Below are 15,373 nucleotides of genomic sequence, written 5' to 3' on the forward strand. Positions count from 1 at the left end.
CCCCGCTCCGTCACCGTGCCCCCTTCCCGCTGGCGCCCCTCGCCCACGGCAGGAAGTCCGCGTTGCGCGCCACCAGCTCGTCGGCGAGCCGGTCGGCCACGGCGTGCTGCCCGACCAGCGGGTGCGCGAGCAGCGCGTCGGCCACCCGGTCCCGCCCGCCGTGCAGCGCCGCGTCCAGGGCCAGCTGCTCGTACGCCGTGACGTGCGCGATCAGCCCCGCGAACGCGGGCGGCACGGGCGGCACGGGCAGCGGCGCGGCGCCCCCGCCGTCCACCGCGGCCGGCACCTCGACCACCGCGTCGTCGGGCAGGAACGGCAGCGCGCCGCCGTTGCGCACGTTGACCACGTGCTGCTCGGCGCCGCCCCCGCCGGTCAGCGCGTGCACCAGCTGCACGGCCGCCTCCGAGTAGTACGCGCCGCCGCGCCGCGACAGCTGCTCGGGCTTGGTGACGACGGTCGGGTCGGCGTAGACGCCCAGCAGCTCCTCCTCCACCCCGGCCACGACCTCGGCGCGCGGCGGCTCGACGTGCTGCCGCCGCACGACCTCGTCGTGCTCGTAGAAGTACTTCAGGTAGTACGACGGCACCGCGCCCAGCCTGCGCACCAGCGACCCCGGCAGGCCGACGTGCCCGCCCAGCGCGTCGGCGTGGTCGGCGAGCAGCTCGGGCAGCCGGTCGACGCCGTCCACGAACACACCGGTCTCCCAGCTCAGGTGGTTGAGCCCGACGTGCCCCAGCCGCACCGAGTCCGGCGGCACGCCGAGCAGCCCGGCCGTCCACCGCTGGAAGGTGATGGCCACGTTGCACAGCCCCACGGCCCGGTGCCCGGCCCGCAACAACGCCCTCGTCACGATGCCGACGGGGTTGGTGAAATCCACGATCCACGCGTCGTCACCCGCCACCCGCCGCACCCGGTCGGCGATGTCCAGCACCACCGGCACGGTCCGCAGCGCCTTGGCCAGCCCGCCCGCGCCGGTCGTCTCCTGCCCGACGCAGTCGCACACCAGCGGGAACGTCTCGTCCGACGCCCGCGCCGCCTGCCCGCCGACCCGCAGCTGGAGCAGCACGGCCGACGCGCCGTCCGCGCCGCGCTCCAGGTCGGTGGTCGTGGTGACCCTCGCGGGGTGCCCGGCGTGCGCCAGCAGCCGCCGCGAGAACGCCCCCACCACCTCCAGGCGGCCGACGTCCGGGTCGACGAGCACGACCTCGTCCACGGCGAGGCCCACCCGCCGCCCCGCGATGCCGTCGATCAACTCGGGCGTGTACGTGGACCCGCCCCCGACAACGGTGAGTTTCACCCTTTGACTCCAGTGAACGTGATGCCCCGGACGAACGAGCGCTGCGCGAAGGCGAACAGCACGACCGCCGGGAGCATGATGAGCAGCGTGACGGCCATCGCCAGGTTCCACTGCACGTGGTGCATTCCCTTGAACGAGGCCAGCGCCAGCGACAGCGTCCACCGGTCCGGCACCTCGCTCGTGTAGAGCAGCGGTCCGAAGTAGTCGTTCCACGTGTAGAGGAAGCAGAACAGCGCGGTGGCCGCGATGCCGGGCCGCGCCATCGGCACGACGACCCGGACCAGCGCCTGGAACTCCGAGCACCCGTCCACCCGCGCCGCGTCCACGTAGGACCGCGGGATGGTGAGGAAGAACTGGCGCAGCAGGAAGACGGAGAACGCGTCGAACAGGAAGTACGGCACGATCAGCGGCCACAGCGAGCCGGTCAGGCCCAGGCTCGACCACGTGTCGTACAGCGGCACGGCGACGACCTGCGGCGGGAGCATCATCGCGCCCACCACGAGCAGGAACGCGACGTTCCGCCCGCGCCAGCGCAGCGTGGCCAGCGCGTAGGCCGCCGGGATCGAGGACAGCAGCATCCCCGCCGTGGCCAGCAGCGAGTACAGCAGGCTGTTGCCCAGGTACTCCAGCAGCGGCGCCCGCTCGAAGACCTCCGCGAAGTTGCCCCAGTGCCACTCGCGCGGCCACAGGTCCTTCGTGAACGCCTGGCCGTCCGACATCACGGCGGTGAGGAGCACGAACACGATCGGCAGCGCGAACATCAGCGCCAGGGCCAGGCCCAGGCTGTGCACCGCGACCCAGTGCAGCGCGCCGCGCCAGTCGCGGGGCCGCCGCGGGGCGGGTGCGCCGAGCACCGCGGTCGTCATGCCCCCGGCCCCCCTTCCTCCTGGTGGGACGCCGTGCGCAGCCGCTGCACGAGCAGCGCGGTCGCCGCGAACGACACGACGAACAGGACGGTCGCCATCGCCGCCGCGTAGCCCATGTCGAAGTAGCGGAAGCCCTGCGTGTAGAGCCACACCGGGAACGTCAGCGTCGAGTTCTCCGGGAAGCCCAGGTTCTTCGTGCTGCCCGTCACGTCGGCCGACCCGCTGGCCGCCGACCCGGCCACGACGGCCTGGGTGAACAGCTGCAGCGCCAGGACGATCGAGTTGACCACGCCGAACACCAGCACCGGCGAGATGGTCGGCAGCGTGATGTGCCACCACCGGCGCAGCGCGCCCGCACCGTCCAGCCCGGCCGCCTCGTACTGCTCCTTCGGCACGTCCAGGATCGCGGCCAGCATGATGATCATCAGGTCGCCGGACGCCCACAGCACCACCGCGGCGATCCCGGGCTTCGACCACGCCGGGTCCGAGAACCACAGCGGGCCCTCCACCCCGAACCAGCCGAGGAAGGTGTCCACCGGCCCGTCGTTCGGGCGCATGACCAGGAAGAACACCAGCGTGGCGGCCACCGGCGGGGCGAGCGAGGGCAGGTAGCACAGGGTGCGCACCAGGCCGACGCCCGACCGGAGCCGCGCGACCACCGACGCCACGCCCAGCGCGAACGCCACGCGCGCGACCGTCAGCACGACCACGAACCACAGGGTGTTGTGGACGGCCGTGCGGAACAGCTCGTCGGAGAACATGTAGGCGTAGTTCGCCAACCCGATCCACTCGGGCGGGTTGATCAGGTCGTACCTGGTGAACGAGAACGCGACCGTGGCGACCAGCGGGTAGCCGAAGAACAGCAGGAAGCCCAGGCCCGCGGGCGCCAGGAACGCCAGGACGGTGAGGCGGTGCCGGGTCCGCGAGCGGGACCGCCCCGGTGCGGGGGCGGTCCGCGCCACGTCCACGCGGTCGAGCGCGGCCGTCACTTGCCGGACTTCGCGATCTGCTCGTCGATCCGCCGGTCCACGTCCTCCAGCCCGGCCATCAGGTCGGTGACCTTGCCCGCCTGCCACGACGTGGCGAAGTCGCCGATCGCCTTGATGTGCGCGTCCCCGATGGGCGTCACCGGGTTGCCCTGGAGCTTGCCGGACTTCGCCAGGTCGACGAACGTCCTGAAGTTCTCGTCCACCTCGAGCCGCGGGTCGTCGAGGGCGGCCTTGGTGCTCGGGATGTTCTTGATGCCGTTGGCGAGGTCCACGATGGTGTCGGTGTCGAACGACAGGTGCTTGATCAGCTCCCACGCCGCGCCGGGGTTCTCCGCGCCCTTCGGGATGCCCATGATCGTGCCGGTGGTGAAGCCGATGCCGTACAGCTCGGGCTTGATCGTCGGGAACGGCGCGGTGCCGAAGTCGAGGTCCGGCGCCTGGTCCTCCAGGAACGCGGTGCGGTACTCGCCATCCATCATCATGGCGATCTTGCGCTGGTGGAACGCGTGGTCGGTGGAGTACTCCTGGCCGAGGCCGGCGCGGAACCGCTCCAGCTCGTCGTAGCCGTAGAAGTCCACCAGCTCCTTCTGGAACTCCAGCATCGCGGCCCACTCGGGGCTCGCCAAGCCCGACTTGCCGTCCGGGGTCTCCCACTTCGCGCCGAAGTTCGGCGCCCAGATCGGCGGTCGGTTGGCGTAGAACAGCATCGTGGGCAGGAAGCCCGCCACCTCGATCGACCCGTCCGGCGCCTTCCTCGTGGTGCGCTTGGCGAAGTCGAGCAGCTCGGCCGTGGTCCTCGGCGGCGCCGTGATGCCGGCCTCGGCCAGCATGTCCTTGTTGTAGTACAGCCCGTACACGTCGCTGAGCATGGGCATGGCGCAGCGGTTGCCCTCGTACTCGGTGTAGGAGCGCACGGCGTCCGGGATCTGGCCCAGGTCCACCCCGTCGCGCTCGACGTAGGGCTTCAGCTCCTGGAACGAGCCCGACGAGCAGAACTGGCCGATGTTGTCCGTGGTGAACGACAGCGCGACGTCCGGCGGGTTGCCGCTGCGGATGCCCGCGGTGATCTTGTCGTCGTCCTGGTTGCCCTGGTGCTCGATCTCGGCGTTCGGGAACTTCTCCTTGAAGCTCTCCAGGGCCTTGGTGACCTCGTCCTGCTCCCGCCCGGAGTAGTTGCTCCAGACGGTCAGCGAGAACTCCTCGTCGGCACCGGGGGCCGCCGCCGGCCCGGACCGCCCGGCGTCCCCGCCGGAGCCCGCCGCGCAGGCGGTCAGGGACACCGCCGCGGCCACGCACAGCAACGTCGCGCGATGGAGCTTGCGCATGTGCTCTCCTTCATCTCAACGTGCGGACGTCGACGCGCTCCGCTCCTCGTCGTGCCGGCGCGGTGCGCGGAAGGGTTCGGTCGTGGCGGCGGGCAGGCCGAACACCTGTTCCCTGGCGACCGACAGCGCGGAGTGCAGTGCGCCGGAACGCACCGGTTTCCCGGTCACCAGGGCGAGTTGGACGGTGGTGCGGGGCACCACCAGGCGACGCAGTTCGGCGGCGACGAGGTCGGCCAGCACCGTGCCGCCCGCCTGCGCGACGTCGCCGGCGAGCAGCACCAGCTCGGGGTCGAGCACGGTGACGACGTTGGCGACGCCGGTGGCGACGCGGCGGGCGAGGTCCACCAGGAACTCGCGGCCCGCCGGCCCCTCGCCGAGGGCCTTCTTCACGGCGGCCAGGCCGGTGCGCGCGGACACGCCGTGCGCGCGGGCCAGCTTGGCGATGGCGGCGCTGTCGAGCAGGTCGCCGTAGCGGCTGCCCGCGCGGCCCGCGCCCGTCTCGGCGTGCGCCTGGTCGGGCACGCGCATGGCGTCGATCTCGCCCGCGCCGCCCGTGGCGCCGCGCAGCAGCACGCCGTTGACGACGACCGCCGCGCCCACCGCGTCCGCGGGCCACAGCAGCACGAAGTCCCGCACGCCGACGGCGCGGCCCGCGATCATCTCCTCCAGGGCCACCAGGTTCACGTCGTTCTCGACGGTGACCGCGGTGTCGAGCAGGGCCCGCAGCTCCTCGGGGATGTTCCGGTCGTTCCAGTCGGGCATGTGCGGCGCGTAGTTGAGCCGGCCGGTGCCCGGGTCGACCGCGCCGGGGCTGCCGACGACCACGTGGTGCAGGGCGTCGGTGGTCAGGCCCGCCTGGGCCGCGGCCTTGGTGACCGCGTTGTGGAACGCCTCCAGCACGCCCGTGCGCGGCATGGGCGCCCGGTGCTCGGTGAGCGTGGCGCCGGAGATGTCGGCGATCGCGATGTCGATGGTGTCCGGGGTGAGGTCGACCGCGGCGACGTGCGCCAGCGCGCCGTTGACCGTCCACAACTGCGCCCTCGGTCCGCGCCCGCCGCCGCGCAGGCCGTTGCGCAGCACCGTGCCCCCGGTCTCCAGGCGGGTCAGCAGCTGGGCCGTGGCGGGCTTGGAGAGGCCGATGATCGCCTCCAGCTCCGACCTGGTCAGCGGACCGTTGCGGAGCAGCGCCTCGATGGCGGCGCGGTCGTTGATCTCGCGCAGCAGGCTCGGGCTCCCGGCTCGCATCGGCGCTCCTGTCTGTTAACTTTCCAGACGATTTCGTGCGACCGTAGTGACGGGCACCACGCCCGGTCAATGGCCTGAGACGGGTCCGTTACCTGGGTTAGGTTGGCCTAAGGCACCCTGGAGGCATGACCGACGCCCGTCAGGAGTCCCTGGCCCACCTGCTGGGCGGACGCGGTGGCGCCCTGGACGCCTCGCTGCCGCCGGCGGCGTTCGTCCTCGGGTGGTTGCTCGGCGGGCACTCCGTGGCGTGGGGCGCGGGCGCGGCCGTGGCGTGCGGCCTCGTCGTGGGCGTCGTGCGCGTGGCGCGCGGCAGCCGGCCCGGCGCGCTGCTGGTGTCGGTGGGCTTCGTCGTGCTCGCGGCGTACGTCGCCCTGCGGACCGGCCGGCCGGAGGACTTCTTCCTGCTCCAGATCTTCCTCAACGCCGCGTCGGCGCTGCTGTGGGCGGCGTCCATCGTGGTCCGCTGGCCGCTGCTCGGCGTCGTGGTGGGCCTGGCGACCGGCCAGAGGTTCCGCTGGCGGCGCGACCCGGACCTGATGCGCGCCTACCGCATCGCCTCCTGGCCGTGGGTGGGCCAGTACCTGCTCCGCGTCGTCGTCTTCGGCGCGCTCTGGCTGGCGGGCCAGGTCGTCCTGCTGGGCATCATGCGGGTGGCCCTGACCTGGCCGCTCCAGGTCGCCTGCATCGCCGTCTCCTGGTGGATGCTCCGCCGAGCCCTCCCCGCCGACCACCCCGGCCTGCGCCACCCCCGCCCCTGACCCGAGAGTCCAACGCCCAAGCCGCGCGAGTCGTACGCCCAAGCCGCGCGAGTCGTACGTTCAGGACCCCTGAGTTCTGCGTTCGCGACACGCCCGCCGGCCCGGACGTGGAACTCGAGGGGCCTGAACGTAGAACTCGCGGGGCCTGAACGTACGACTCGCGCGGCCTGGGGGTTGGACTCTCGGGTCAGGTGGGGGTGGTTATCAGGGGTACGTGGGCGGGTTGGGTGTGCGGGGGGAGGTCGTCGGGGGCGAACCAGCGGGCTTCCAGGATCTCGAACGGGTCGACGCGGAGGGTTCCCCCGACCAGGACGGCCTCGTAGGCGACCTCCACGCGCAGCCGGTAGCCGCTGGTCAGCCGGACCAGGCGGCCGACCTCGACGTCCAGCCCGGTCTCCTCCTTCACCTCGCGGACCACGGTGCCGGTGAACTCCTCGCCGCGCACCGCGAACCCGGTCGGCAGACCCCACTGCCGGTCCTCGGGCCACATCCGGTGGCGCAGCAGCAGCACGCGCCCCTCGCCGTCGCGGACGACCCCCGTCACACCCACCATGAACTTCGCGCGCGTCAACCACAGGACGCGCCACTGGACGGGACCGCGGAGCGACTTCCACAGCCGGGCGACGAATCGGTGCACGCCGTGGATCATGCCCGGTTCAGGCGGGTCGGGGCGCGCCTTCGCCCACCACCTCGACCGCCGCGAGCCACGCCGCACCAGCCGCGCCCTCGGTCGCCACCAGCACCGGCGCCGCGCAGCGCGCGGCCAGCTCGCGCTTGAGCCGCTCGCCCAGCGGCGCCGCGTGCACCAGGCCGCCCATCAGCACGATCGGCGTCCCGTCGGCGGGCAGCCGGGTCGCCGCGGCGAGGTCCACCAGCGACCGCACCGCCCCGTCCACGACCTCTGACGCCACCGGCGACGTGGCCGCGTGCTCGGTGACCAGCGGTGCGAAGCGGGCCAGCTCGACCGGCGCGGACGCGTTCGCGGCCGTGATGAGCCGACGCCACCGGTCGCGCGGCGCGCCCCCGGGCACGCTGGCCCGCCGCAGCACGGCCGCCGTGAACGCGTCGAGGTCGTCGCGCTCCAACGCCGCCAGCGCGGCCCGCACCGCCTCGCGGCCCAACCAGAACGCCGACCCCTCGTCACCGAGCAGCCAGCCGTAGCCGCCCGTGGTGGACACCAGCCGGTGCCCCGCGATCCGCGCCGCGATCGACCCCGTGCCGGCGACCAGGACGGTGCCGTCCGGCGACGACGAGCCCGACGCGAACGCCGCCTCGCAGTCCGTGACCACCCGCATCGGACAGCGCAGGCCCGCTCCCGCCCACGCCGCCTCGAACAGCGCCGCCACGGCGGGCTCGGTCAGCTTGCTCGACCCGGCCATGCCCAGCACGCCCGCCTCGACCTTGCCCGCGTCGAGCCCGTCGAGCGCCGCGGTGAGGGCCTGGCCGACGTGGGCCGCCGCGACCTCCGGCGGGTGGGAGTTCGGGTTCGCGCCGCCCGCCACCCCCGCGCCCAGCCGCGTGCCGTCGAGGTCGAGCACCAGCGCCCGGGTGCTCGTGCCGCCAGCGTCCAGACCGACCACGAAGCCCATCGGCCGAGTATGCCGAGGGAGCCCCGGGCCCGGCACGCCCAACCGGGTTGTGCCGGACCTGGCTCTCCGTGACCTCAGACGGTGACCCCAGACGGTGACCCCGACGGTGAGCCCGGCCGTGACCCCGGCGTCAGCCCGCCGGCAGCACCTGGGCCCGCCGGCCGGACGCGTTGTGGTGGTGCAGCAGCAGGAGGCCCTTGCCCGGCGCGCGCCGCACCTCCAACTCCGCCCCGTCCTCCGCCGCGAACGTCAGCCCGCCGGTCACGAAGGTGCCCGGCTGGAGCGGGTCGAACGCCATCGGCTCGCCCTCGACCCGGTCCACGTACCCGTCGGCGTCGCCCGGCGCGGTGTACTTGCCCGTCGTGCCCACGGTGTACGTGATCGGCGCGGACGTCCCGTTCGGGTCGATCCCCAGCGCCGCCAGCGTCACCGGCAGCACGACCACGTCGCTGTCCATCAGGTTCGTGTCCACGTCGCCGTACTGGCCGTTGAGCGGCAGCTCCGACACCACCTCGCCGTCCGACACCCGCGTCGCCACCGAGTACCAGACGTCGGCGGTCACCGAGCCCAGCGCGTCCGTCGGCTTCGCCGCGTTCACGGTGAAGTCGTGCACGCCGTCGCCGGTCGTGTCGATCCGGACCTCCGGCGTGTTCGTCACGCCGAGCGTCACCCAGTCGTGCCAGGTCGCGATGCCGAACGCGAGCAGCGCGCCCTCGCCGGGGCCGGTCGACGCGACGCCCGCGTACCGCAGGTCGCCGCCCTTGGCGGTGCGGTTGGGCGCGCAGCCGGTCGTCACCTCGTCCGTGCAGTCGGGCAGCTCCGGGCTCGTGCCGCCCAGCTCGAACACGCTCACCAGCGACCGGTACGCCTCGTCGCCCTCGCCCTGGTCGAGCCCCCGGCCGCGCAGCCGCAGCACACCCCCGTCCTGCACCGCCTCGACGTCGGCGACCGGCTTGGGGGCCGCGTGCACGGGCACCCGCAGCAGCCGGCCCGCCGAGCGCACGAGCAGCCGCCCGGACGCCTCGGCGAGGAACTGGCGCGGCACGTCCGCCTGCGTCTTCGCGAGGGTCGGGTCGGCGGTCTTGCGCAGCTCGGCCGGCGTCACGCGCAGCGTGACCTCCGCCGTCCCCTCCCCGTCCGGCGGGATCCGGAGCATCGGCGGCCACACCTCGAAGCGGGTGCCGGGCACCTCGGTCGCCGGCTGGTAGGACAGGCCCGCGGTGCGCCACGAGGACGACTTGTTGACCACCCGCACGGTCCGGCTCACCGACAGCGGTTCCGCCGCCTCGACCGGGCCGAACGCGACGCCGACCGCGCCGGGGTGGTCCTCGACCATGGCCAGCAGGTCCGCGGCGAGCGCGTCCGCGGCGTCCACCCGGCCCGCGCCGACCCGCATCGGCGCCTCGGGCGTGCCGGTGCCGCGGTCGTCGCCGTCGGTCACCACGCCGCCGGCCGTGTTCATCACGGCGGCCTTGACCTCCTCCACGGTCCAGTCGGGGTGAGCCTGGCGCAGCAGGGCGACGATGCCGGCCACGTGCGGCGCGGACATCGAGGTGCCGCCCCCGCTCACGCCGCCGGTGCCGGTGCCGGTGTCGGCGGAGAAGATGGTGTCGCCGGGTGCGGCCACGTCGGGTTTCGCCGCGACCGGCCCGCGCACGCCGCGCGACGACGACGGGGTCATCGTGTCGGCGATCGACGGCGTCGTGGTGGGCACGGCCGCCCGCAGCGCGCCGGTCATCCGGACCCGCAGGGCGCCCCCGGCGAGGGCGGGCCGCACCGCCTCGGTGGCTTCGGCGGTCAGCTGGAACACGGGGATGGCGGCGTTGCCCGCGATGCCCGCCTTGAACACGTGGCTGGTCGCGGGCAGCAGCACGCCCGCCGCGCCGGCCGCCTGCGCGTGGTCGGTGCGCGCGCCGGAACCGCACCGGCGCGTCACGTCGTCCTCGTCCCACTCCAGCCACGCGTAGCGGCCGGTCAGGTCCTCGGTGATCGGGTCGCAGCCGTCGAGGTTGGCCTGGTCGGACAGCGCCACCACGGGCAGTTCCCGGTCCAGCGCCGGGTAGTCGGTGTAGGCGACGCTGTACTGGCCGGGCCGCCGCACGCCGTCCGCCTCGACGCCGTCGAGCACGGCGAACGCGTCGCGCGTGTTGGCCACCGCCAGCGCCTCCGGGGCGTTCGCGGGGGAGCCGCCGACGTCGTAGAAGTCACCGCCGTTGCCCGCCGAGGCGACCACGGCCACGCCGTGCTCCACGACCTTGCGCACGAACAGGTTGTCCGGGTCGTCCTGGGCGCCGTAGTCGGTGCCCAGGGACAGGTTGACCACGTCGAGGTGGTCGGTGAAGTCGCCGTCGCCGTTCGGGTCGAGCGACCAGTCCAGGGCCTGCGACACGAGGTCCGTCGCACCCGTGCAGCCGAACACCTTCAGCGCGTAGAGCTGCGCCTTCGGCGCGGTGCCTGGGCCGATGCGCATGGCGTCGAGGTCGTCCGGGGTCAGCTCGCCGTGGTCGCCGGTGAACGTGGTGCCGTCGGCGTTCTCGCCGAGGCCGGCGGCGGTGCCCGCGACGTGCGTGCCGTGGCCCTGGCAGTCCATCGGGTTGGGGTCCGGCTTCGGCGCGGCCGTGGCGGGCTCGTTGGCGTCGTAGTCGTCGCCGACGAAGTCGTGGCCGCCGACGACCTTCGCGGTGGGCGTCCACGGCGCGGTGCGGTCGACGGCGTCGTGCGCGGCGACCGTGCCGGGGCCGCCGAAGTCGGCGTGCGTGTAGTCGATGCCGGTGTCGACGATGCCGATCCGCACGCCGTCGCCGAGCAGCCCGGTGTCGTGCCAGGCGCGCACGGCCCTGGTCAGCCGCACCGCGCCCGAGTTCTGCACCACCTTCGGCACGGTCAGCCGCACCGACTTCACGCCGGGCAGCGCGACCGCCTCGCGCAGCGTCGCCGCGTCGGCCGTGACGACGACGCCGGGCACCGCGTTGCGGGTGGTGGCGACCTCGCGGGCGCCCGCGTCCCGGTCGCGCAGCGCGTCCAGGACCCGCGCGGCCCGGTCGTCGGTGTCCGCGCGGGCGGCGCGGGCGGCGGCCGGGTCGCCGAGGCCGCGTTCCCGCTGCTCGCCGTACGCCTCCGCGGCCGGGGTGGTGGCCAGCTCGACGAACGCGGTGACCGCGCCGGTGGCCCGCGCCAGGTCCGCGCCGACCGGGCCGGTCCCGCCGGTGGCCGGTTCGGTGGGGGACGCGTGGGTCGCCTGGCGACCGTTCGGCGGCACGGGCCGCGCCGGGGCGCCGGCCGGGTCCTCCCGCGCGGCCGCGGGCACGACGACGAGCGAGGCGACCAGGACGACGGCGGCGGATGCCCACACCGCGCGGTGGTGGTTCATCGGGACCTTTCGTGGGCGGAGATTCATCGGACCAATTGCCGAACCGGCTCTGGACAGTGCCGTACCGGGAGCGCTATACACCCGATGTATCGACCGGTTGTCGAGGAGGACCTGCCGTGCAGCTGTTGCGTCTGGGACCACCGGGACGGGAACGCCCCGCCGTCCGCGCCGATGACGGCGTCACGTACGACCTCACCCCGGTGACGACGGACCTCACGGGCGAATTCCTAGCCGACGACGGCATCGCGCGGACCCGTGACGCGCTGGCGGCGGGCGAGCTCCAACCGATCGTGGTGGACGGCGTCCGGATCGGGCCCCCGGTGGCGGGCGTCGGCAAGGTCGTCTGCATCGGCCTGAACTACCGCGACCACGCGGAGGAGATCGGCGCGGCGATCCCGGCCGAGCCCGTCGTGTTCCTCAAGACCCCCGACACGATCGTGGGACCGCACGACGAGGTGCTCGTGCCGCGCCGCTCGGTCAAGACCGACTGGGAGGTCGAGCTGGGCGTCGTCATCGGCCGCACCGCCCGGTACCTGGAGACCGCGGAGGAGGCGCTGGCCTGCGTCGCCGGGTACGTCGTGTCGCACGACGTGTCCGAGCGCGAGTTCCAGATCGAGCGCGGCGGCCAGTGGGACAAGGGCAAGAACTGCGAGACGTTCAACCCGCTCGGACCGTGCCTCGTCCCCGCCGACGAGGTCGCCGACCCGCAGGCGCTGGGCCTGCGGCTGTGGGTCAACGGCACGCTCCGGCAGGACTCCTCGACCGGGAACATGATCTTCCCGGTGGCCGAGCTGGTCCGCTACCTCAGCTGGTTCCTCGTCCTGCGACCGGGCGACCTGGTCAACACCGGCACGCCCGCCGGCGTCGCGCTCGGGCAGCCCGAGCCGAAGCCGTACCTGCGCGCGGGCGACGTGGTCGAGCTGGAGATCGACGGCCTGGGCGGGCAGCGCCAAGTGCTCGGGCAGGCGTGATGGCCCGCATCACCGGGGTGGAGGTGGTGGACGTCCGGTTCCCCACCTCGCGCGACCTGGACGGGTCGGACGCGATGAACCCGGACCCCGACTACTCGGCGGCCTACCTGGTGCTGCGCACCGACGACGGCCCGGACGGCCACGGCCTGGTGTTCACCATCGGCCGCGGCAACGACGTGCAGGTCGCCGCCATCCGCTCCCTGGCCCCGCACGTGCTGGACCGCCCCGTGCCGGAGACCGCCGCCGACCTGGGCGCGCTGTACCGCGAGCTGGTGGGCGACTCGCAGCTGCGCTGGCTCGGCCCGGAGAAGGGCGTCGCGCACATGGCGCTCGGCGCGGTCGTGAACGCCGCGTGGGACCTCGCCGCCCGGCGCGCGGGCCTGCCGGTGTGGCGCTTCCTGGCCGGGATGTCGCCCGAGGAGGTCGTGGGCCTGGTCGACTTCCGCTACCTGTCCGACGCGCTCACCCCGGACGAGGCGCTGGCCGTCCTGCGCGCCGCCGAACCGGGCAGGGCCGGGCGGGCCGCCGCGCTGGAGCGCGACGGCTACCCGGCGTACACGACGTCGCCGGGCTGGCTCGGCTACCCCGACGCCAAGGTCGAGGCCCTGACCAGGCAGGCGCTGGCCGACGGCTTCGACATGGTCAAGCTGAAGGTCGGCGGCGACCTGGCCGACGACGTGCGCCGGCTGCGACTGGTGCGCGAGGTCGTCGGCCCGGACGTGCGGGTCGCGGTGGACGCCAACCAGCGGTGGGACGTGGGCACCGCCATCGGGTGGATGCGGGAGCTGGCACCGTTCGACCCGTACTGGGTCGAGGAGCCCACCTCGCCCGACGACGTGCTGGCGCACCGCGCCATCGCCGACGCGCTGCGCCCGATCAAGGTGGCCACCGGCGAGCACGTGCCGAACCGGGTGGTCTTCAAGCAGCTGCTCCAGGCCGGCGCGGTCGACGTGGTGCAGCTCGACGCGTGCCGCGTCGGCGGGGTCAACGAGAACGTGGCGATCCTGCTGCTGGCCGCGAAGTTCGGCGTGCCGGTGTGCCCGCACGCGGGCGGCGTGGGGCTGTGCGAGCTGGTGCGGCACCTGGCGATGTTCGACTTCGTCGCGGTGTCCGGCACCACCGACGGCCGGGCCGTCGAGTGGGTGGACCACCTGCACGAGCACTTCACCGACCCGGCGGTGGTGCGGGGCGGCCGGTACCTGGCGCCGGTCGCGCCCGGCTTCTCCGCCGAGCTGGCGCCGGGGACCCTGGCGGACTTCCGCTACCCCGACGGTCCGGTGTGGACGGAACTGGAGGCGCGATGAGCGAGTTCGAGGGCCTGGTGGCGGTGGTGACCGGCGGCGCGTCGGGCATCGGCCTGGCCACCGCGCGGCTGCTGGCCGCGCGCGGGGCGGTGGCGGTCGCGTTCGACGTGGACACCGGGGTGGGGCCGCCGCTGCACGGCGTGCGCTGCGACGTGACCGACGACGCGTCCGTCCGGGCCGCCGTGGACGCGGTGGTGGAGCGGTTCGGCCGGCTCGACGTGCTGGTGAACAACGCGGGCATCGGCGCGCAGGGCGACGTGGCCGCGAACGGCGACGACGAGTGGCGGCGCGTGCTCGACGTCAACGTGCTGGGGATCGCCCGGGTGTCCCGGGCCGCGCTGCCGCACCTGCGCCGCTCGCCGGCCGCGGCGATCGTGAACACCGGGTCCATCGCGGCGTGGGCCGGCCTGCCGCGTCGCGCGGTGTACTCGGCCAGCAAGGGCGCCGTGCACGCGCTGACCCTCGCGATGGCCGCCGACCACGTGCGGGAGGGCATCCGGGTCAACGCGGTCGCGCCCGGCACGGCGGACACCCCGTGGGTCGGGCGGCTGCTCGACGCCGCGCCCGACCCGGTCGCCGAGCGGGCCGCGCTGGAGGCCAGGCAGCCGCACGGCCGGCTGGTCACCGCGGACGAGGTGGCGGGCGCCGTCGCCTACCTGGCCGGGCCGCTGTCCGGGTCCACCACCGGCACCGTGCTCGCGGTGGACGGCGGCATGCACGGGCTGCGGTTGCGCCCGGCCGGCTCGTGATCCCGCTGACGCCCCTGGGGGTCGGCGGCGGACCCCTCGGCAACCTCTACACCCCCGTGTCCGACGAGGACGCGTTCGCCGCCCTGGAGGCCGCCTGGGACGCCGGGGTCCGCTACTTCGACACCGCGCCGCACTACGGGCTGGGCCTGTCCGAGCGGCGGCTGGGCGAGTTCCTGCGCGGTCGGCCGCGGAACTCGTTCGTGGTGTCGACGAAGGTGGGCCGGCTGCTGGAGCCGTCGTCGGCGGGCGGGGACGACCTGGCGAACGGGTTCGCGGTGCCCGCCACGTCCCGGCGGGTGTGGGACTTCGGGGCGGACGGCGTGCGGAGGTCGCTGGAGTCGTCGCTGGAGCGCCTCGGGCTGGACCGGGTGGACGTGGTCTACCTGCACGACCCCGACGACCACTGGGAGCGGGCCGCCTCCTCGGCGGTGCCCGCGCTGGTGTCGTGGCGGGAGCAGGGGATCGTGGACGCGGTCGGCGTGGGCATGAACCAGTGGGAGCTGCCCGCGCGGTTCGTGCGCGAGACCGGGGTGGACGTGGTGCTGCTCGCGGGGCGGTACACGCTGCTGGACCGGTCCGGCGCGCCGCTGCTCGACCTGTGCGCCGAACGCGGGGTGCCCGTGGTGGCGGCGGGGGTGTTCAACTCCGGGCTGCTCGTCGGCGGCGGCACCTACGACTACCGGACCGCGCCGCCCGGACCGGTGGCGCGGGCGCGGCGGGTCGCCGGGGTGTGCGAGCGGTACGGGGTGGCGCTGCCGTCGGCGGCGGTGCGGTTCCCGCTGCGCCACCCTGCCGTGGTGTCGGTGCTGGTGGGGGTGCGGACGGCGGAGGAGGTGCGGGCCAACGCGGCGGCGCTGTCGGCGGACGTGCCCGACGGGCTGTGGGAGGCGCTGGAGGAGCCGGCGTAGCG

13 protein-coding genes are annotated in these 15,373 nt (G+C 74.3%); 5 read left to right on the forward strand and 8 right to left on the reverse strand.

The window, feature by feature from the left end:
- Positions 1-10: 10 nt before the first annotated feature.
- The 5 genes from CKY47_RS05430 to CKY47_RS05450 are packed head-to-tail and all read right to left on the reverse strand — an operon-like array spanning position 11 to position 5,722.
- Positions 11-1,297 (reverse strand): 6-phospho-beta-glucosidase, encoded by a 1,287-nt coding sequence (locus CKY47_RS05430; protein WP_306744472.1) that lies wholly within the window; start codon positions 1,295-1,297, stop codon positions 11-13.
- On the reverse strand, positions 1,294-2,163 hold the full coding sequence (locus CKY47_RS05435; protein WP_306744473.1) for a carbohydrate ABC transporter permease: 870 nt from the start codon (positions 2,161-2,163) through the stop codon (positions 1,294-1,296). The genes CKY47_RS05430 and CKY47_RS05435 overlap by 4 nt, the downstream gene beginning before the upstream one ends.
- Positions 2,160-3,152 (reverse strand): carbohydrate ABC transporter permease, encoded by a 993-nt coding sequence (locus CKY47_RS05440; protein WP_306744474.1) that lies wholly within the window; start codon positions 3,150-3,152, stop codon positions 2,160-2,162. Before CKY47_RS05440 ends, CKY47_RS05435 begins: the two co-directional genes overlap by 4 nt.
- Positions 3,149-4,477: an ABC transporter substrate-binding protein gene (locus CKY47_RS05445; RefSeq protein ID WP_306744475.1), complete on the reverse strand. Its 1,329-nt coding sequence runs from the start codon at positions 4,475-4,477 to the stop codon at positions 3,149-3,151. The genes CKY47_RS05440 and CKY47_RS05445 overlap by 4 nt, the downstream gene beginning before the upstream one ends.
- Before the next feature lie 15 nt (positions 4,478-4,492).
- Complete coding sequence (locus CKY47_RS05450; protein WP_306744476.1) at positions 4,493-5,722, reverse strand: ROK family transcriptional regulator; 1,230 nt, start codon at positions 5,720-5,722, stop codon at positions 4,493-4,495.
- A 125-nt stretch (positions 5,723-5,847) separates the two neighbouring features.
- Here CKY47_RS05450 and CKY47_RS05455 point away from each other — a divergent pair, with 125 nt between their 5' ends.
- The gene (locus CKY47_RS05455; protein ID WP_306744477.1) at positions 5,848-6,480 is read left to right on the forward strand and encodes a DUF3159 domain-containing protein; all 633 of its coding nucleotides are present in this window, start codon (positions 5,848-5,850) and stop codon (positions 6,478-6,480) included.
- 187 nt (positions 6,481-6,667) lie between these two features.
- Here the strand turns inward: CKY47_RS05455 and CKY47_RS05460 are convergent, their stop codons facing one another.
- The 3 genes from CKY47_RS05460 to CKY47_RS05470 all read right to left on the reverse strand — a co-directional run bounded on the left by CKY47_RS05460 (position 6,668) and on the right by CKY47_RS05470 (position 11,439).
- Positions 6,668-7,117 (reverse strand): NUDIX domain-containing protein, encoded by a 450-nt coding sequence (locus tag CKY47_RS05460; protein ID WP_306744478.1) that lies wholly within the window; start codon positions 7,115-7,117, stop codon positions 6,668-6,670.
- A gap of 19 nt (positions 7,118-7,136) precedes the next feature.
- Positions 7,137-8,069 carry an N-acetylglucosamine kinase gene (locus tag CKY47_RS05465; RefSeq protein ID WP_306744479.1) on the reverse strand — a complete coding sequence of 311 codons (933 nt, stop codon included), beginning with the start codon at positions 8,067-8,069 and terminating at the stop codon, positions 7,137-7,139.
- A gap of 130 nt (positions 8,070-8,199) precedes the next feature.
- Positions 8,200-11,439 (reverse strand): S8 family peptidase, encoded by a 3,240-nt coding sequence (locus tag CKY47_RS05470; protein WP_306744480.1) that lies wholly within the window; start codon positions 11,437-11,439, stop codon positions 8,200-8,202.
- A gap of 116 nt (positions 11,440-11,555) precedes the next feature.
- Between CKY47_RS05470 and CKY47_RS05475 the strand changes: the two genes are divergently transcribed.
- The 4 genes from CKY47_RS05475 to CKY47_RS05490 are packed head-to-tail and all read left to right on the forward strand — an operon-like array spanning position 11,556 to position 15,371.
- Positions 11,556-12,410: a fumarylacetoacetate hydrolase family protein gene (locus CKY47_RS05475; RefSeq protein WP_306744481.1), complete on the forward strand. Its 855-nt coding sequence runs from the start codon at positions 11,556-11,558 to the stop codon at positions 12,408-12,410.
- A complete protein-coding gene (locus tag CKY47_RS05480; protein WP_306744482.1) occupies positions 12,410-13,714 on the forward strand; it encodes an enolase C-terminal domain-like protein in 1,305 nt (434 codons plus the stop codon). Before CKY47_RS05475 ends, CKY47_RS05480 begins: the two co-directional genes overlap by 1 nt.
- Positions 13,711-14,463 (forward strand): SDR family NAD(P)-dependent oxidoreductase, encoded by a 753-nt coding sequence (locus CKY47_RS05485; protein WP_306744483.1) that lies wholly within the window; start codon positions 13,711-13,713, stop codon positions 14,461-14,463. The genes CKY47_RS05480 and CKY47_RS05485 overlap by 4 nt, the downstream gene beginning before the upstream one ends.
- Positions 14,460-15,371, forward strand: coding sequence for an aldo/keto reductase (locus tag CKY47_RS05490; RefSeq protein ID WP_306744484.1), 912 nt, complete (start codon positions 14,460-14,462; stop codon positions 15,369-15,371). The genes CKY47_RS05485 and CKY47_RS05490 overlap by 4 nt, the downstream gene beginning before the upstream one ends.
- Positions 15,372-15,373: the final 2 nt, after the last annotated feature.

This window comes from Saccharothrix longispora, assembly GCF_030852425.1.
GTDB lineage: Bacteria > Actinomycetota > Actinomycetes > Mycobacteriales > Pseudonocardiaceae > Actinosynnema > Actinosynnema longispora.